The organism is Leisingera sp. ANG59 (genome assembly GCF_013317235.1).
GTDB lineage: Bacteria > Pseudomonadota > Alphaproteobacteria > Rhodobacterales > Rhodobacteraceae > Leisingera.
The window spans coordinates 84,068-101,927 of sequence record NZ_WLCM01000011.1 but is presented as its reverse complement, the minus strand read 5'-3'; the positions used below and the strand labels follow the sequence as shown (position 1 = coordinate 101,927).

The window sequence follows — 17,860 nt, the reverse complement described above, 5'->3', positions numbered from 1 at the left end:
GTCAGAACATGGGCGGCGAACGTCCGGGCGGCATATCTGAGCAGGGCTGGGGAACACCTCGGCCCTTTGTGTTTGTTTGATCAGATATGCGCCGGGCCACGATCTGGACTGGCTTAACCAAGACCGGCGGAGACAACCGCATGGCCAGAAACACTTAGTAAAGGAAACCTGAGACCTCATGGCTCAAAACGCATCGATGGAGGAATTCGAAGCCCTCCTGAACGAAAGCTTCGAAATGGACACCCCGGACGAAGGTTCGGTTGTCAAAGGCAAAGTGCTGGCGATCGAAGCCGGCCAGGCCATCATCGACGTCGGCTACAAAATGGAAGGCCGCGTTGATCTGAAAGAATTCGCAAACCCCGGCGAAGCGGCTGAAATCGCAGTCGGCGACGAAGTGGAAGTCTTCCTGCGCGCCGCTGAAAACGCCCGTGGCGAAGCTGTCATCTCCCGCGAGATGGCCCGCCGCGAAGAAGCCTGGGACCGCTTGGAAAAAGCCTACGCAGACGATCAGCGCGTCGAAGGCGCGATCTTCGGCCGCGTCAAAGGCGGCTTCACCGTCGACCTGGGCGGGGCTGTTGCCTTCCTGCCCGGCTCGCAGGTTGACGTGCGCCCCGTGCGCGACGCCGGCCCGCTGATGGGTCTGAAGCAGCCGTTCCAGATCCTGAAGATGGACCGCCGCCGCGGCAACATCGTCGTCTCCCGCCGCGCGATCCTCGAAGAGTCCCGCGCCGAGCAGCGCGCCGAAGTCATCGGCAACCTGTCCGAAGGCCAGGCAGTCGACGGTGTCGTCAAGAACATCACCGAATACGGTGCGTTTGTTGACCTTGGCGGCGTTGACGGCCTGCTGCACGTCACCGACATGGCATGGCGCCGTGTGAACCACCCCTCCGAGATCCTGTCGATCGGCGAAACCGTCAAGGTTCAGGTCATCAAGATCAACAAAGAGACCCACCGCATCTCTCTCGGCATGAAGCAGCTGCAGGAAGATCCGTGGGATCTGGTTGGCGCCAAGTACCCGCTGTCCTCCGTGCACAAGGGCCGCGTCACCAACATCACCGATTACGGTGCATTTGTTGAGCTGGAGCCGGGCGTCGAAGGCCTGGTTCACGTCTCCGAGATGTCCTGGACCAAGAAAAACGTCCACCCGGGCAAAATCGTCTCCACTTCCCAGGAAGTCGACGTCATGGTTCTGGAAATCGACGGTGCCAAGCGCCGCGTGTCACTGGGCCTCAAGCAGACCATGCGCAACCCGTGGGAAGTCTTTGCTGAGACCCACCCGGAAGGCACCCAGGTCGAAGGCGAAGTCAAGAACATCACCGAATTCGGTCTGTTCATCGGCCTCGACGGCGACATCGACGGCATGGTTCACCTGTCCGACCTGTCCTGGGACGAGCGCGGCGAAGACGCGATCCAGAACTACCGCAAAGGCGACATGGTTTCGGCCGTTGTCTCCGAAGTGGACGTTGAGAAAGAGCGTATCTCGCTGTCGATCAAAGCCCTGGGCGGCGACAAGTTCGCTGAAGCCGTGGGCGGCGTGAAGCGCGGCTCGATCGTGACCGTGGAAGTGACCGCAATCGAAGACGGCGGCATCGAAGTGGAATACGAAGGTATGAAGTCCTTCATCCGCCGCTCCGACCTGTCCCGCGACCGTGCCGACCAGCGCCCCGAGCGTTTCTCGGTTGGCGACAAGGTCGACGTGCGCGTCACCAACGTCGACTCCAAGACCCGCCGCCTGGGCCTGTCCATCAAGGCGCGCGAGATCGCGGAAGAAAAAGAAGCAGTCGAGCAGTATGGCTCCTCGGACTCCGGCGCATCGCTGGGCGACATCCTGGGCGCCGCACTGAAGTCGGGCGACTAAGCTCCCCGGCCTCACGGCTGACAAAACTAAGCCCCGCAGGAAACTGCGGGGCTTTTTTTGTCCGGGCAGCCAGCCCGCGCCTCCGCCTCAGCCGTCTTGCAGCCGGGTCAGCATCGGGCAGGAAACATTGCCGCTGTCACAGTTCCCGCTCAGCTCATGCAAGGCTGCGTCCAGGCGTTCCAGCTCGGCGATTTTGCTGCGCACATTGGCGATGTGCTGCTCTGCCAGCGCCTTGACCGATTGGCAATCGGTGCTGCCTTCCTCCGACAGGTCCAGCAGCGCCTTTGCATCCGCCAGCGGGAATCCCAGCGCGCGGCACTTCTTCAGAAGCCGCAGCCGCCCGACGTCGCCGGCGGAGTACAGCCGCCGGTTGTTCGACGCCCGCGCAGGCTTGGGCACGATGCCCTCGCGCTCATAATAGCGGATGGTCTCGATCCCGACGCCGCTCCGGCGGGAGGCTTCTCCGATGGGGATCATCTGTTTTTCCTGCTTGATCCTGTAGTCGCTACAGGAGGTATACCTGCGGCCGGACCTTGCGGCAAACCCGCGCTGAAAGGCGGCAGATGCAGAAATACCTGAGACTGAGTTACCTTGGATCCGCGTCGGCGCTGCTGGCGGCGGCCTGCTGTGTTTTGCCCATGATGCTGATGCTTCTGGGGATCGGCGGCAGCGGACTTGCGGTATTTGGCCTGATCGCTGCCGCCAGCTATCACGTGCTGTTCCTGTCAACAGCGCTGCTGCTGGTCGCCGGTTGGCTGTCGCTCAGGCGGGGGGCGCTGGCCCGTTTCAGGTGGTGGCTTGCCGGCAGTGCCGCGCTGACCGCCGTGGCCTGGCTGATCGCGCTGAACGAGAGCCGGATAAACGATTATCTTATTATGCAGATGTGAGCCGATGACTGACCAGCCGATAGAATTGCAAACCATCCTGACCTGCCCGGAGTGCGGCCATAGAGAGACGGAGACCATGCCAACGGAGACCTGCCAGTGGTTCTATGAATGCAGATCCTGCGGCATCGTTCTGAAGCCGCAGCCCGGCGATTGCTGCGTGTTCTGCTCTTACGCCACCGTCCCGTGCCCGCCGGTGCAACGGGTCGGCGGCTGCTGTGGCTGACCGCGGACGCTGGCCCGGATCAGCCCTGTGGAATCAGTGCGCCAGCATTTCGTGCACGATGTCTTCGCCGCTCATCGAGGCGGGGTAGTAAGTCGGCCAGTTGGTCAGCTCTTTCAGAACCTCGGTGCGTTCATCGCCCCAGTACAGATGGTAATGGCTGACCTTTTCGGGCGCGATGCGGTGGTCGCTGAACTGGATGTAACCGGGGGCCGCCGCGTCGCCGCTTTCCTTCCTGAAGATATAGCGCACGCCGCGGTTGCCCTTGTCGTAGGTCAGGATCTCGTGGCCGTCGGAAACGTAGGTTCCGCTGACGGTGCTTGCATCCGTGGTGAAGCTTACCGTCTGCCCGTCGATGCGGATGCTGTCCGTTTCGGTGCCATAGCCCGTTGTGTAATAGGCGCGGTATTGCTCAACGGTTTTGCTGCCATGGGCGGCGCGGTCTTCCAGCACGGGGTCCAGTGTGCCGTTCTCCAGGTAGGGGAACACCGACTGCCAGTCGCCTTCCCAGTCGGACAAGGGGCGCGGCTGGATCTCGCAGTCCTCGAAGTACCCCTTGTAGATGCGCTTTGCCGCCTCGGTCTGCTCGTGACTGTGATTGTGCGTGCTGGCGGCAGCCGCAGGCAGCGCCGCCGAAAGCAGCAGCGCTCCGGCCGCAAGAGCAGGGAGGGAGATCAGTTTGGTCTTGGTCATTGGATTCTCTCGTTGATAGATATGTGATAACATAACTAACGCTGGCTAAAGGTTTTGCCCGGTCCCTGCAAGGGCGGCTGGTCCGAAGTTGGCGGGGGGACATGCACGGCGGCGGCCTGGCCGGGCGATATCCGCCTGCGCCCGGCTGCTGCCTGTGGCGCCGGACGGGCGTTCTCCCCTGTCAGGATGGCCTGCCCGGATACCGCGCAGACTGTAACGGTCGCCCTGCCTAGTTCGGCCGAACTGCCACCAGAACAACACCCAGTTCCTGTTCCAGTTCCTGCAGCTTCTTCAGCTGCTCCTCCGGCAGGGCGGCGGTGTTTGCCTCTACGCCTGCCAGCGCCACCACCGGGCTGCCGATGTCCTTTTCCAGGCTCTTGATCGCGTCCAGTTTGTCGGCCTCAAGCGAAGCAAGCGGGTACAGCATGGTCGTCTCCTCTCTGTTGATGACACCGACTATAGCCGATTCTCGGGTCTTCAGGCCTGCGGGCACGAAAAAAGGCCCCGGCGTCTGCTGGGGCCTCTTCAGAGTGCGTTAGGCGGGATCAGGCGCGCTGGGCACTGTCCGCATGGGTGACAACATCCGGCTCCAGATCCCAGTTCTTGCCGTCCAGCCCGTCGATCTGGTCCTCCTCGGACACCTTCAGCCCCACGGTGCGCTCCAGCAGGAACGACAGGATCAGTGCGGTGACAACACCGGTGCCGATACAGGCGGCGGTGCCTACGAGCTGCATCACCAGCGAGATCTCGCCGTGCTGGAAGGCATACGCGCCTTCCTCGACGCCAAAGTAGCCGCCGCGCGGGGTGCCTGCCTTGAACAGGCCCAGCAGCACCAGACCGAGGGTGCCGGAGCCCAGGAACAGCGGGAACAGCTTGTGCTCGTCAACACCGCGTTTCAGGGTGAACTCGTAAACCGCGAAGGCCGCAAAAGGTGCCACCAGGCCGACGATGAAGGCCTGCCAGGGCAGGTAGACATCAAAGCCGGAGGCGCCCGCGACGTAGCCTGCCAGCGGCCCCAGCAGGGTATAGGCGTATTTACCGGTGGCATAGGCGATCACCAGACCGGTCACCGCGCCGCCTGCCCAGACCAGGGCGTAGTTGTTGATTGCAACGCCGACACTGGTGTCAGCCATGGTGATGCTGACCGCAAGCGCTTCGGGGTCAAAGAAGAACAGGCAGGACAGGATCACCATCGGCAGGCCGGCGAAGATCAGCAGCAGGCCCGGCGCGCAGAGGCCGATGCTGGGAGCCAGATAGGCCGAGATCCGCGGGTGCGGTTCCATCATGCCGGGGCGGGCGCCCAGCTTGGGGGTGAACACCAGCGCCATGCCGGCCGGGAACAGATAGACGAAACCGACGCCGAAGAAGTCGTGGAAACCGGCATTGGTCAGCGGCCCGACCGAGCCCCAGGTTGCCCAGCTGAGCGCCGAGGACACCACCGCGGCCACGATGCAGGTGATGAAATAGGCTGAGGCCTTCATGCGCTCCGACACCGCGAAATGCAGCAGGATGTTGATGATGCCGGCAAACACCGCCAGGAAGAAGACAAAGATCTGGAAGGTGTTCAGCCCCGGAAAGGTCGCCGGGTCGGTGTGATGCGCCAGAGCGTTTGTCATGGCGCCGCCCAGCCACCAGTCCCTGATGGAATCCATCATGGTCGCGCCTTCCATGATGTAATACTGCCCGGCCCACAGGCCGAATCCGATGACGTAGTAGGTGGCAAAGCCGAGGAAGAACCCCAGCGTCTTCTCGATGGTCGAGTTGAACAGGTTCCTGCGCCGCGCGGTGCCCGCGTCGATCAGCAGCAGGCCGACAACGACCAGGATGGCGCCGACGATGCCCGATGCGTAAAGAATGTTCTGCACCAGGGAGTTCAGGGTGACTTGCTGCACATGTATCGTGCTCATGTCCAATGGCATTTCCAGTTCTCTCCAAGTTGGTTTGCCGTCCTGCCGGTTGTTTGCCACCGGCTTTGACAGGCCGGCGCCTGTTGCCGCCAATAGGCGGGTGCGCCGGATCGATAGGGGCCAGATCCGGTCAGTTGTTCTGACGCGCCTGGTCAGGAAAGCATGGGCGATGCCGGGCGCTTTACAATAAAAAATTTTCCCTTGCGGAAATATAGTTTCATATGCGGCATGTGGGGGCGGCAGATGCCGCATCCCGCGCTGCTAAGCAGGGAAAGTGCCGGTTTCGGGGCATCCCCGGAACCGGCTTTCGGCCCCCCGAATCAAACCGGACTGCGGCGCACTCTGCAGAGCCGATGCCGCGCTGCGGCGGCGCTTTGCTGCCCGGGATTGGGGCTTTGCGGCCTGAAAAGGTGGTGAAGAGCCGCCGATTTGCCCGTCAAACCTGCGGCATTTTGTTCCCCCGCGCTCGAAATTTTCCTATACTCTCAGAATAATAGCCAAAACACACCGGCACCCTGGGAGGAAAGCGAATATGATCCGCTCTGAGTTGATTCAGAAGATTGCAGACGAAAACCCGCACCTGTATCAGCGGGATGTAGAGAGGATCGTGAACACGGTGTTCGAGGAAGTGACCGACGCCATGGCCCGCGGCGACCGGGTTGAGCTGCGCGGCTTCGGTGCCTTTTCGGTCAAGAAACGGGACGCGCGCACCGGCCGCAACCCTCGCACCGGCGAGACGGTCGAAGTCGAAGAGAAACATGTGCCGTTCTTCAAGACGGGTAAACTCTTGAGGGACCGCCTGAACGGGAAAGCCTGATGCGTTACATTCGCTACGCGGTTCTTGGGATGCTGGCCATCGTGCTGGTGTCCGTCTGTCTGGCCAACAGCACGGTGGTTGAGCTGAAACTGATGCCGGCGGCCTTTGCTGAACTGGCCGGCTTCAACTACAGCATCGCGCTGCCGCTGTTCGTGGTGGTGCTGGGCGGCGTTGGCGCCGGGCTGGTGATCGGCTTCCTGTGGGAATGGATCCGCGAGCACAAGCACCGCAGCGAGGCGGCCCAGAAGGCCCGCGAGGCGCGTAAGCTGAACCGCGAAGTGACCCGGCTCAAGAAGCGGAAAAACGAAGGCAAGGACGAGGTCCTGGCGCTTCTCGAAGACGCGAACTGAGCCAGCCATGAGTGACATCCGGGTCAAGATCTGCGGGCTCAGCACCCCGCAGGATGTGGCAGCCGTGGCCGCGGCCGGGGCGGCCTATGCGGGTTTTGTGTTCTTCCCGAAATCGCCGCGCAACGTTTCTATCGCCCAGGCCGCCGCGCTGGCGGTCGAGGCGCCCATCGGGCTGTGCAAGGTGGCGCTGACGGTGAATGCCTCCAACGATGATCTGGACGCCATCACCGGCGCGGTGCCGCTCGACATGCTGCAGCTCCATGGCAAGGAAAGCCCGGAGCGGGTGGCCGAGGTGCGCGCCCGCTACGGCCTGCCGGTGATGAAGGCGGTGGGCATTGCCGATGCCGCCGACATTCCCCAGATCGCGCTTTATGAACAGGTGGCCGACCAGCTCTTGATCGATGCCAAGCCGCCCAAGGAGGCAGAACTGCCCGGCGGCAACGGCCTCGCCTTCGACTGGCGGCTGCTGGCCGGGCGGAAGTACTGGCAGAAACCCTGGATGCTGGCCGGCGGGCTGACGCCTGAAAACGTGGCCGAAGCCATCCGCATGACCGGAGCGCGCCAGGTTGATGTGTCTTCCGGCGTCGAAAGCGCGCCGGGCGAAAAGGATGCGGGCCTGGTCGACGCCTTCACGAAGGCCGCCCACGGCGCCCGCGGCTGACGGCTCGCACCGCCGCCCCCTTCAGCCTGGCTTGCACAGTGCGGGAGTCGAGTATTTGGACAAAGAAGAAGCGGCATCCTGTTTCTTCTTCTTTGCATAAATGCTCACTGCGCAGCTGCTGCTCCAAGGCGCACCGGCCGGGGTGTTGCGCACCCTGCGCACTCCCCTGTCACCGCATCTTAAACCGCATATGCCATGCTCTCCCCTGATCGCGGTCATTGCCGGGCCTGACACTCCCGGCACCCAGGAACAGGGCCCTTTGGCAAGGGCGCGCAGAGACAACGTTCAGCGTGCGGGAGGAACCTCCCGTCCCGCCTCCGCCCCTAGGCGGCGCCGCCAATCTGCACCTTCCAGCCTGAAGGACAGGCAGCAGACCATAGCAATACAGGAATACACCGGCAGGGCAGGGGCCTTGGCCGGATCAAACCGGTTGCGCAATCTCCCTTTACCATGGCGCTGCCGCGCTATAGTCATGGCGGGCGCTGCGAAAGTGAGGGAAGAACCATGGCCGACGATCTTTTCAACAGCTTCATGAACGGTCCGGACGAACAGGGCCGCTTTGGCATCTTTGGCGGGCGTTTCGTGTCCGAAACCCTGATGCCGCTGATCCTGAGCCTTGAGGAAGAATACAACAAAGCCAAGGACGACCCCTCTTTCTGGGCCGAGATGGAGAGCTTGTGGAAACACTATGTTGGCCGCCCCAGCCCGCTCTATCACGCGGAGCGCCTGACGGCGGAACTGGGTGGCGCCAAGATCTACATGAAGCGCGACGAGCTGAACCACACAGGCGCGCATAAGGTGAACAACGTGCTGGGCCAGATCCTGCTGGCGCGCCGCATGGGCAAGACCCGCATCATCGCCGAAACCGGGGCCGGCCAGCACGGCGTCGCAACTGCCACCGTCTGCGCCAAATTCGGCCTCAAGTGCATCGTCTACATGGGCGCCCACGACGTGAAGCGGCAGGCGCCGAACGTGTTCCGCATGCGCCTGCTGGGCGCCGAGGTGATCCCGGTGACCTCTGGCCGCGGCACCCTGAAGGACGCGATGAACGATGCGCTGCGCGACTGGGTGACCAACGTGCGCGACACCTTCTACTGCATCGGCACCGCCGCCGGCCCGCACCCCTATCCGGCGATGGTGCGTGATTTCCAGTCGATCATCGGCAAGGAAGTCCGCTGGCAGCTGGCCGAGCAGGAAGGCGAAGGCCGCCTGCCGGACACCGTGATTGCCGCGATCGGCGGCGGCTCCAATGCCATCGGCCTGTTCTACCCGTTCCTGGATGACCCGTCGGTGAACATCATCGGCGTTGAGGCCGGCGGCAAGGGCGTGGATGACCGGATGCAGCACTGCGCGTCGCTGACCGGCGGCCGCCCCGGCGTGCTGCATGGCAACCGCACCTACCTGCTGCAGGACGAGGACGGCCAGATCCAGGAAGGCTTCTCAATCTCCGCGGGCCTCGACTACCCGGGCATCGGGCCGGAGCATTCCTGGCTGCATGACACGGGGCGTGCACAATATGTCTCGATCACCGACAAGGAAGCGCTGGAAGCCTTCCAGGTCAGCTGCCGCACCGAGGGCATCATCCCGGCGCTGGAGCCCAGCCATGCGCTGGCCCATGTGATGAAGATCGCGCCGGAGCTGCCCAAGGACCACATCATCGTGATGAACATGTGCGGCCGCGGCGACAAGGACGTGTTCACCGTCGCCAAGCATCTGGGCTTTGACATGTCCGACACCGAGGAAGGCCGCACCTTCGAGGAGTGAGCGGACACGCAGGACAAACGAACAGGCGCCCCGCGGGGGCGCCCTTTTTGTTGCAGCCCTTCTGCGGGCGGCCTCAGGCCGGGTCGGCGGCGTAGCTTTGCAGCACGCTCAGCGGCACGATGTCGAGCGCGCGCATGTGGGTGGCCTCCAGCAGGACCTTGGGCGCGCAGCCCTCGTCCGCGGCCTGCAGGAAACGGGCGGCGCACAGGCACCAGCGGTCGCCGGGCTGCAAGCCCGTAAAGCTGAACTCGGGACGCGGCGTCGACAGGTCGTTGCCGACATATTTGGAAAACGCCAGAAACTCCGCCGTGGTCACCACGCAGACCGTGTGGCTGCCCTGATCCTCGGCGCAGGTGTTGCAATGGCCATCGCGGAAGAACCCGGTCACCGGCGCTTTGGAGCAGGGCGCAAGCGGGCCGCCCAATACGTTGATGCTGTTGTCTTTGTCCATGGGGTGCCCCGTCCCTGATACGGTTGAGAATAATGGTAGCGCAATTCCGCGTCCCGTCCCGGTATTTCCCGTGCCGGGGACTGGGCCGTCAAACGAAAACCGCCCGCCAGCGGGGCTGACGGGCGGCGGAAAACTATCCGGGACAAGCTGATCAGGTGTTGAACAGGAAGTGCAGAACGTCGCCGTCCTTGACGACATAACTCTTGCCTTCGGCCCGCATCTTGCCGGCTTCCTTGGCGCCCTGTTCGCCGTTGCAGGCGATGAAATCGTCATAGGCGATGGTTTCGGCGCGGATGAAGCCCTTTTCGAAATCGCCGTGAATGACACCTGCCGCCTGCGGCGCGGCGGTGCCGGTGCGGATGGTCCAGGCGCGGGCCTCCTTGGGGCCGACGGTGAAATAGGTTTCCAGGTGCAGAAGCTCGTAGCCTGCGCGGATCAGACGGTCGAGGCCGGCTTCTTCCAGGCCCATTTCCTCCAGGAACATCTGGGCTTCATCGGCTTCCAGCTGGCTGATCTCTTCCTCGATCTGGGCGGAGATGATCACATGGCTGTTGCCCTGCGCCGCGGCCATTTCCGCGACCTTGGCGGAATGGGCATTGCCCTCGACCGATTCCGACTCGCCCACGTTGCAGACGTATAGAACCGGCTTGGTTGTCAAGAGCTGCAGCATCTTCCAGGCCTTGGCGTCTTCGGCATCGACCTCGACCAGGCGGGCGGGCTTGCCGTCTTCCAGCATCGCCTGGGCGGCGGCCAGCAGGCGGTCCTGCTGCTGGGCTTCCTTGTCGTTGCCCTTCAGCTTGCGCACCAGGTTGGCGCGGCGCTTCTCGATGCTTTCGAGGTCGGCCAGCATCAGCTCGGTCTCGATCACCTCGGCATCGGCCACCGGGTCGACACGGCCGTCCACATGGGTCACGTCGCCGTCTTCAAAGCAGCGCAGCACATGGGCAATCGCATCGGTTTCGCGGATGTTGGCCAGGAATTGGTTGCCCAGGCCTTCGCCCTTGGAGGCGCCCTTCACCAGGCCCGCAATGTCGACAAATGTCATCCGGGTCGGGATGATCTGCTTGGACTTCGCAATCGCCGCCAGCTTGTCCAGCCGTGCGTCCGGCACGCCGACCTCACCCACGTTGGGTTCGATGGTGCAGAACGGAAAGTTGGCCGCCTGCGCCGAGGCGGTTTTGGTCAGCGCGTTGAACAGCGTCGATTTGCCCACGTTGGGCAGGCCGACGATTCCCATTTTAAAGCCCATTGCGGCCTCCTGATGCCATTTGGGAGCTGCTTCTAGGCAGCATTGCACGCCCGTGCAAGCCAAGTCTGTCTGGCAGAACTGCCACAGTTGCGAACTGTGTGTCGGTTCACAGACAGTATGCACACTGATTTTCCATAAGGCCCTTGGCAAATGTTTAGGGAGTTTTAGAACACTCCTGAAAAAAGCTTGGCCAAAAGTCATTATTTTCCGAGGGGCTGGAAATGAAAAAGACAACTCTGCTGGCGGCTGCGGTTTCGGCAGCCATGGCGGCGCCTGCAGCAGCGCAGGAAGTGACACTGGGGCTGGGGTATTCCGACTACCACCGGGAGACGGCGGAAAACGGTGCCTTGTTTGCTGCCGAATACCTGCATATGCCGTTTTATGAAAAAGGGCGGCTGTCGGCGCGCTTTGGCGGCACCCTGCAGGTGGTGGAGACCGGCGACGTTTTTGCCGGTATCGGCATCAGCGGCCTGATCGACCTGAACAACGACTGGTTCATTGAAACCAGCGTGATGCCCGGCGCCTACCACGAAAGCTCGCCGGAGAACGATCTGGGGTCCGCCTTCGAGATCCGCAGCCTGCTGGCGGTGGGCAAGCGGTTCCAGAACGGCAAGGCGGTGTCGCTGGCCATCAGCCACAAATCCAACGCCTCGACCGCGGATGAAAACCCGGGCGTGAACTCGCTGACCCTGCGCTGGCATATTCCGCTGGGCAGCTGAGCCGGGCTGCCGGCGCCTCGCGCGGGATTGATTTCCCGCGCAACATTCGGCACACCGGGGCGGACAGATTTCAAAAGGCCCGCCCATGACCCGTATCGATGCCAAATTCGCCGAACTGAACGCCGCCGGCAAGAAAGCCTTTGTCACCTACGTGATGGCGGGCGACCCCGATTATGACACCTCGCTGGAGGTGGTGAAGGGGCTGCCGGGCGCCGGTGTCGACATCATCGAGCTGGGCCTGCCGTTCACCGACCCGATGGCTGACGGGCCGACCATCCAGCTGGCAGGCCAGCGTGCGCTTGACGGCGGCATGACCCTGGAAAAGACGCTGCAGCTGGCCGCTGACTTCCGCAAGGGCGACGACACCACTCCGATCGTGCTGATGGGCTATTACAACCCGATCTACAGCCGCGGCGTGGACAAGTTCCTGGAAGACGCCAAGGCCGCCGGCATCGACGGGCTGATCGTGGTGGACCTGCCGCCCGAAGAGGATGACGAACTGTGCATCCCGGCGCAGAAGGCGGGGCTGAACTTCATCCGCCTGGCGACCCCCACCACCGATGATGCGCGCCTGCCCAAGGTGCTGCAGAACACTTCCGGCTTTGTCTATTATGTCTCGATCACCGGCATCACCGGCGCTGCTGAGGCCGAGGCCGGCGATGTTGGCCCTGAGGTCGCACGCATCAAGGCGGCGACCGATCTGCCCATCATCGTGGGCTTTGGCATCAACACGCCGGAGAAGGCGCAGAACATCGCGTCTATTTCGGACGGCGCAGTGGTGGGCAGCGCTATCGTCAGCCAGATCGGCGCGGGCAAATCCCCGGCCGAGGTGCTGGCCTTTGTGAAATCGCTGGCGGACGGCGCCCACAAGGGGTGACGCCCTTACTTACACAGTCAGGATTGAAAAGCCGCGCCTCCGGGCGCGGTTTTTGCGTTTCCAGGGGTGCGGCAAACGGGGCGTTGCTTTTGCTGTTTTGAATTGGTAAAGAAATTTTACCAAATTGAAGCGGGAGAGAGTCCGGTGCCGGTGATCACCAATATCAACGACCTGAAGCGCATCTATGAACGCCGCGTGCCGCGGATGTTCTACGACTATGCCGAGAGCGGCAGCTGGACCGAGCAGACCTTCCGCGAGAACACCTCGGATTTCGAGCAGATCCGCCTGCGCCAGCGGGTGGCGGTGGACATGACCGGACGCAGCACCGCCAGCCAAATGATCGGCCAGGACGTGGCGATGCCGGTGGCCCTGGCGCCGGTGGGGCTGACGGGGATGCAGCACGCCGACGGCGAGATCAAGGCGGCCCGCGCGGCGGAAGACTTCGGGGTGCCGTTCACGCTGTCGACGATGTCGATCAACTCGATCGAGGAGGTGGCCGAGGCGACCTCCAAGCCGTTCTGGTTCCAGCTGTACTATATGCGGGACGAGGATTATGTCCGCCGCCTGATCCAGCGCGCCAAGGACGCAAAATGCTCGGCGCTGGTGATCACGCTGGATCTGCAGATCCTGGGCCAGCGGCACAAGGACCTGAAGAACGGGCTGTCGGCGCCGCCCAAGCTGACACCCAAAACCATTGCCAACCTGATGACCAAATGGGCCTGGGGCATCGAAATGCTGGGCGCCAAGCGGCGCAATTTCGGCAATATCGTCGGCCATGCGCAGGGGGTCTCCGACACCTCGCAGCTGGGGGTCTGGACGGCGGAGCAGTTCGATCCGGCCCTCGACTGGGGCAAGATCGGAAAGCTGATGGAGATGTGGGGCGGCAAGGTGATCCTGAAGGGCATTCTGGACGCTGAAGATGCGAAAATGGCCGCCAAGCTGGGCGCTGATGCCATCGTGGTGTCGAACCACGGCGGGCGGCAGCTGGATGGGGCCCTCAGCTCGATCCGTATGCTGCCTGAGATCATGGATGCTGTCGGCGGCGATGTGGAAGTGCATCTGGACAGCGGCATCCGCTCCGGTCAGGACGTGCTGAAGGCGCTGGCGCTTGGGGCCAAGGGCACCATGATCGGACGCGCCTTTGTCTATGGCCTGGGGGCCATGGGGCAGAAGGGCGTCACCACGGCGCTGGAAGTGATCCAGAAGGAGCTGGACACCACCATGGCGCTGTGCGGCGAACGCTCGGTGGAGGCGCTGGGGCGCCACAATCTGCTGATCCCGGAGGACTTCGGCGGCCGCTGGCAAGCGTGAAGCCAGCGAAATAACGACAATCGAACGGAGTTTTTGCTGTCCAAGCTTCCCGTATGTGCGCAACCTTAAGTTGTATCACTTGGCATCGGGAGGATTTGATGCGGACGTTTTTAGCAACCTGCGCAATTGGCGCGGCAGCGATGGCGGCGCCGGCGGCGGCGCAGACGGTGTATGTCAATCAGGGCAGCGACTGGACGCCCGGCCTGCGCCATCAGTTCTATACCCAGGACCAGGGCGCCCGCATCATGCCCATCAGCTGGATGCGGGCGCTGACTTTGCCGGACGGCGAGGCGTTCCTGCATGATGCGCTGGCGCGCTACGGCTACCTGCCGATGGCCGGGCGGCCGGAGGCGGACTTGCCCGCGGGCTTCACCACCAACGGAATTGGTGCGGATATGGCGGTCGGGATGACCTGTTCCGCCTGCCACACCCGCCAGATCGAGGTCAGCGGCACCGCCTACCGGATCGACGGCGGCCCCGGCATTGTTGATTTCCAGAGCTTCCTGAAGGATCTGGACGAGGCCGTGCTGGCGGTGCTGGCGGATGCGGACGCCTTTGACATCTTTGCGGATAAGGTTCTGGGCAGCGGCGGGTCAGTCTCTGAACGCAGCGCGCTGAAGGCGGAGGTGGAAGTCTGGAGCAACCGGTTCCACACCCTGATCGATCGCTCGCTGCCGGACCCGGCCTGGGGGCCTGCGCGGCTGGATGCGGTGTCGATGATCTTCAACCGCCTGGCGGGGCTGGATATCGGCGAGGCTGCGGATGACTACCTGATCCCGGAAAACATCGCGGTGGCCGATGCGCCGACCCGCTACCCTTTCCTGTGGAATGCGGCGCGGCAGGATTTCACCCAATGGCCGGGGTTCTCCGCCAACGGCAACGACCTGCTGGGGCTGTCGCGCAACCTGGGCGAGGTCTACGGCGTCTTTGCCGACTTCCGCCCGCTGCCGCAGTCCGGGCTGCTGTTCAACCGCGACTACATCGCGCAGAACTCTGCCAATTGGGACGGGCTGAAAGAACTGGAGCAATGGATCTGGGACATTGGCGCGCCGGAATGGCCGTGGGAGCTGGATCACGATCTTGCCGCGCAAGGAGAGGCGGTGTTCAACCGCACCGCAGCCGAGGGCGGCTGCGTGTCCTGCCACGGCAAGAAGAAGGGCAAGTTCCGCTCGATCTTCCACACCACATGGGAAACGCCGATTCTGGATGCGGGCACCGACACGCGGGAATGCGGGGTGCTGACGCGCATGGTGAAAACCGGGGTGCTGGACGGCGCGTCGATCCCGCTTACCGGCACCACGCTGGGCGCGGAGGCCAAGGCGTTCGACGTGCTGGCGGTGTCGGTGATCGGCGCCATCGTGCAGCATTCTCTGGGCGCCTTCGGCGAGGATTTCGTCAACACGGCGAAAGCGGCGGAGGCGACGCCGGGCAATGCCGACGACCGCGCCGCGCTGTCGCAGTTCGAGGATCTGCGCAAGGCCTTCCCCACCGGCGACAATGCAGGGATGCTGAAATCCGCGGCGGAACCGGGCTGCAAATACGAGGCGCGGGTGCTGGACGGTATCTGGGCTGCGGCGCCTTATCTGCACAATGGATCGGTGCCGACGCTGCGCGACCTGCTGACCGCACCCGAAGACCGCCCGGCGGCGTTCAAGCCCGGCCCGAACTACGATATCGAGGCCGTGGGCATGGCGGCGGAGCAGACCGCTTTTGACCATGTGATCGAGACCACCGGCTGCGATCAGCTTGATTCGGGCAACAGCCGCTGCGGCCACGTTTACGGCACCAGCCTGCCGGAGGCGGACAAAAAGGCGCTGCTGGAGTACCTGAAGTCGATCTGAGCAGCTCGAAATGCCGCCGCAGCCCTGTTTGCACCGGCTGCGGCGGCACGAAACCCCTTTCCAAACCGGCTGAACGGGTCTATAGGCACGGCTTCACGCGGGGTGACAGCCTTGGAGGCACCCCGGCAGTCATATTGGAGAATTAAGATGGCAAAAGAGATTCCTGATCTCGTGGTCCAGGAACGTGCGGGGACGGGCAAGGGCGCCGCTCGCGCTGCGCGCCGCGCAGGTATGGTTCCGGGTGTGGTTTACGGTGGCGACGCAGAGCCGCTGGCAATCCAGGTTCCGTTCAACGAGCTGCTGAAAAAGCTGAAAGCCGGCCAGTTCAAGTCCACCCTGTGGAACCTGAAAGTGGAAGGCCACGACGACGTGCGCGTGATCTGCCGCGACGTTCAGCGCGATGTGGTGAAGGACCTGCCGACCCACCTCGACCTGATGCGCCTGCGCCGCACCTCGAAGATCAACCTGTTCATCCACGTTGAGTTCATCAACGAGGACAAGGCCCCCGGTATCAAGAAAGGCGGCATGCTGACCGTCGTGCGTCCGGAAGTCGAGCTGAGCGTCACCGCCGGCGATATCCCGGAGAAGATCGTTGTGGATCTGGAAGGCCTGAACATCGGTGACGTGGTCACCATCTCTTCCGTGGACCTGCCCGCAGGCGCCAAGCCGACCATCGACCGCGACTTCGTGATTGCGAACATTGCAGCACCGGCCGGCCTCGGTTCCTCCGACGACGAAGAGGGCGAAGGCGAAGAAGGCGAAGCAGTGGAAGCCGCTGCAGAAGAATAAGAGCCGCGTCCAAAGGGCAAAGGTTTCACGGGCTCCCAAACGGGGGCCCGTTTTCTTTTGTGCGGCAGGCGGGGGCTAGGCCCCATTCATTCTGCAAACGATTGACTTTTGCCTGGCCCGCTGTCCCAGTTCCGCCAAAGGATGGGAGGATCGGGCATGGCGGATTACGATATTGCCGTCGCGGGGGCAGGCATCGTGGGAATGAGCTGCGCGCTGTGGGCGCAGATGCGCGGCCACAGGGTGCTGCTGATCGACCCGGAGGACCCGGGGTCGGGCACCAGCTATGGCAATGCCTGCACCCTGGCCACCTATGCCTGCCTGCCGGTGAATGATCCCTCGGTGCTGAGCTCGCTGCCCAGCCTGATGTTTTCCAAGGACAGCCCGTTGTCGCTGTCCTACGCCCATGCGCTGCGCAATCCGGGCTGGATGCTGTCTTTCCTCGCCAACTGCCGACCCGCGGCCTCTCGCCGGATCGCGGGCCATCTGGCTGATCTGCTGTCGCACGCCGATGCCGGGATCAATCCGCTGATCGAGGCCGCGGGCGCGCAGGATCTGGTGGTCGAGCGCGGCCAGCTGTCGGTCTGGTCGACAGCGAAGGCCGCCAAGGCCGCAACGGCTGGGCTGGAGCGCCGCCGCGCCCTGGGCGTGCCCTGGCGGGAGGTGGGTCCTGACGAAGCGCTGGAGATGGAGCCGGGGCTGCAGCTGCCCATAAAGCGCGCGGTGCATTTTCACGCCGCCCGCAGCCTGCGCGATCCGCTGGAATTCATCACCCGGATGCACAAGGCGTTCAAGGACCTGGGCGGCACCACCCTGCGCGCCAGCGCCGACGCGGTGAGTGTTTCAGACACGGGCGTGGAAGTGCAGGCCGGCGGCCAAAGCCTTACCGCGGGCCATGCAGTGATTGCCAGCGGTGCATTCTCCAAGCAGATCGCGGGGGCAGGGGCGGAGCGTCTGCCCCTGGGCACCGAGCGCGGCTACCACGTGATGTATGAAGGCGAGGCGCATCGGGTGACGCGGCCCGTGGGCTGGGGCGAGGCCGGGTTTTACGCGGTGCCCCATGCAAAGGGGTTGCGGCTGACCGGCACGGTGGAGATCGCGGCGCTGGATGCGCCCATGAACACGCGGCGTTTAGCCTATATCGCGCGCAAGGGGGCGGAGATGCTGGGGGACCTGCCTGCACCCGGCAGCGAATGGCTGGGCTACCGCCCGACGATGCCGGACTCGCTGCCGGTCATCGGCCGCAGCCCGCAGTCGGAGCGGGTGCTTTATGCCTTTGGCCATCAGCACATCGGGCTGACCCTGGGCGGCATCACCGGGCGCTTGATCGCGGATCTGGCGGAGGGCCGCCAGCCGAATGTCGATCTGACGCCCTATGCGGCCGGCCGCAGCTATGTCTGAAGCTGCGCGGCTCTGGATTCCGGGCGCCAAATAGGGCATCACTCGGTTTCCTTGAAACGCAGATTGAG

At 63.5% G+C, this 17,860-nt stretch carries 19 protein-coding genes; 13 read left to right on the top strand and 6 right to left on the bottom strand.

All coding sequences use genetic code 11. The features are described 5' to 3' along the window. Positions 1-178 precede the first annotated feature (178 nt). Positions 179-1,858, top strand: coding sequence for a 30S ribosomal protein S1 (rpsA, locus tag GKC28_RS12310; protein ID WP_065269590.1), 1,680 nt, complete (start codon positions 179-181; stop codon positions 1,856-1,858). Positions 1,859-1,945: 87 nt separating this feature from the next. Here rpsA and GKC28_RS12305 read toward each other — a convergent pair whose 3' ends face one another. Beyond that, positions 1,946-2,335 carry a MerR family transcriptional regulator gene (locus GKC28_RS12305; protein WP_174147206.1) on the bottom strand — a complete coding sequence of 130 codons (390 nt, stop codon included), beginning with the start codon at positions 2,333-2,335 and terminating at the stop codon, positions 1,946-1,948. An 86-nt stretch (positions 2,336-2,421) separates the two neighbouring features. Between GKC28_RS12305 and GKC28_RS12300 the strand changes: the two genes are divergently transcribed. Both GKC28_RS12300 and GKC28_RS26385 read left to right on the top strand, forming a co-directional pair. Continuing rightward, the gene (locus GKC28_RS12300) at positions 2,422-2,745 is read left to right on the top strand and encodes a hypothetical protein (RefSeq protein ID WP_174147205.1); all 324 of its coding nucleotides are present in this window, start codon (positions 2,422-2,424) and stop codon (positions 2,743-2,745) included. A gap of 4 nt (positions 2,746-2,749) precedes the next feature. Next, positions 2,750-2,968: a GDCCVxC domain-containing (seleno)protein gene (locus tag GKC28_RS26385; protein WP_254604215.1), complete on the top strand. Its 219-nt coding sequence runs from the start codon at positions 2,750-2,752 to the stop codon at positions 2,966-2,968. A 33-nt stretch (positions 2,969-3,001) separates the two neighbouring features. Here GKC28_RS26385 and GKC28_RS12295 read toward each other — a convergent pair whose 3' ends face one another. The 3 genes from GKC28_RS12295 to GKC28_RS12285 form a co-directional block, all read right to left on the bottom strand. Next, the gene (locus tag GKC28_RS12295) at positions 3,002-3,658 is read right to left on the bottom strand and encodes a metal-binding protein ZinT (RefSeq protein ID WP_174147204.1); all 657 of its coding nucleotides are present in this window, start codon (positions 3,656-3,658) and stop codon (positions 3,002-3,004) included. A gap of 229 nt (positions 3,659-3,887) precedes the next feature. Further along, positions 3,888-4,085, bottom strand: coding sequence for a hypothetical protein (locus GKC28_RS12290; protein ID WP_174147203.1), 198 nt, complete (start codon positions 4,083-4,085; stop codon positions 3,888-3,890). Between the two features lie 118 nt (positions 4,086-4,203). Beyond that, positions 4,204-5,565 (bottom strand): ammonium transporter, encoded by a 1,362-nt coding sequence (locus tag GKC28_RS12285; protein ID WP_254604214.1) that lies wholly within the window; start codon positions 5,563-5,565, stop codon positions 4,204-4,206. 493 nt (positions 5,566-6,058) lie between these two features. Here GKC28_RS12285 and ihfB point away from each other — a divergent pair, with 493 nt between their 5' ends. From ihfB to trpB, 4 genes are all read left to right on the top strand, one after another. After that, the gene (gene ihfB / locus GKC28_RS12280; RefSeq protein WP_368041117.1) at positions 6,059-6,382 is read left to right on the top strand and encodes an integration host factor subunit beta; all 324 of its coding nucleotides are present in this window, start codon (positions 6,059-6,061) and stop codon (positions 6,380-6,382) included. After that, entirely contained in the window at positions 6,382-6,732 is a 351-nt protein-coding gene (locus GKC28_RS12275; RefSeq protein WP_174147201.1) for a lipopolysaccharide assembly protein LapA domain-containing protein, read from the top strand. The genes ihfB and GKC28_RS12275 overlap by 1 nt, the downstream gene beginning before the upstream one ends. A gap of 7 nt (positions 6,733-6,739) precedes the next feature. Further along, positions 6,740-7,393: a phosphoribosylanthranilate isomerase gene (locus tag GKC28_RS12270; RefSeq protein ID WP_174147200.1), complete on the top strand. Its 654-nt coding sequence runs from the start codon at positions 6,740-6,742 to the stop codon at positions 7,391-7,393. A 504-nt stretch (positions 7,394-7,897) separates the two neighbouring features. Continuing rightward, positions 7,898-9,157, top strand: a complete 1,260-nt coding sequence (gene trpB, locus GKC28_RS12265; RefSeq protein ID WP_174147199.1) for a tryptophan synthase subunit beta — start codon at positions 7,898-7,900, stop codon at positions 9,155-9,157. Positions 9,158-9,230: 73 nt separating this feature from the next. Here trpB and GKC28_RS12260 read toward each other — a convergent pair whose 3' ends face one another. Together GKC28_RS12260 and ychF are read right to left on the bottom strand one after the other, a co-directional pair. Next, complete coding sequence (locus tag GKC28_RS12260) at positions 9,231-9,608, bottom strand: DUF2237 family protein (protein ID WP_174147197.1); 378 nt, start codon at positions 9,606-9,608, stop codon at positions 9,231-9,233. Between the two features lie 151 nt (positions 9,609-9,759). After that, positions 9,760-10,857, bottom strand: coding sequence for a redox-regulated ATPase YchF (gene ychF / locus GKC28_RS12255; protein ID WP_174147196.1), 1,098 nt, complete (start codon positions 10,855-10,857; stop codon positions 9,760-9,762). Positions 10,858-11,078: 221 nt separating this feature from the next. On the opposite strand from ychF, the gene GKC28_RS12250 reads away from it, so the two are divergent. The 6 genes from GKC28_RS12250 (at position 11,079) to GKC28_RS12225 (ending at position 17,792) form a co-directional block, all read left to right on the top strand. Continuing rightward, on the top strand, positions 11,079-11,576 hold the full coding sequence (locus GKC28_RS12250; protein ID WP_174147194.1) for an acyloxyacyl hydrolase: 498 nt from the start codon (positions 11,079-11,081) through the stop codon (positions 11,574-11,576). Between the two features lie 85 nt (positions 11,577-11,661). Further along, complete coding sequence (trpA, locus tag GKC28_RS12245) at positions 11,662-12,453, top strand: tryptophan synthase subunit alpha (RefSeq protein ID WP_174147192.1); 792 nt, start codon at positions 11,662-11,664, stop codon at positions 12,451-12,453. 144 nt (positions 12,454-12,597) lie between these two features. After that, positions 12,598-13,764: an alpha-hydroxy acid oxidase gene (locus GKC28_RS12240; RefSeq protein ID WP_174147190.1), complete on the top strand. Its 1,167-nt coding sequence runs from the start codon at positions 12,598-12,600 to the stop codon at positions 13,762-13,764. Positions 13,765-13,862: 98 nt separating this feature from the next. After that, positions 13,863-15,605 (top strand): di-heme-cytochrome C peroxidase, encoded by a 1,743-nt coding sequence (locus tag GKC28_RS12235; protein ID WP_174147188.1) that lies wholly within the window; start codon positions 13,863-13,865, stop codon positions 15,603-15,605. A 147-nt stretch (positions 15,606-15,752) separates the two neighbouring features. Continuing rightward, positions 15,753-16,394 carry a 50S ribosomal protein L25/general stress protein Ctc gene (locus GKC28_RS12230; RefSeq protein WP_174147187.1) on the top strand — a complete coding sequence of 214 codons (642 nt, stop codon included), beginning with the start codon at positions 15,753-15,755 and terminating at the stop codon, positions 16,392-16,394. 156 nt (positions 16,395-16,550) lie between these two features. Then, the gene (locus GKC28_RS12225; RefSeq protein ID WP_174147186.1) at positions 16,551-17,792 is read left to right on the top strand and encodes an FAD-binding oxidoreductase; all 1,242 of its coding nucleotides are present in this window, start codon (positions 16,551-16,553) and stop codon (positions 17,790-17,792) included. The last annotated feature ends 68 nt before the right edge of the window (positions 17,793-17,860 follow it).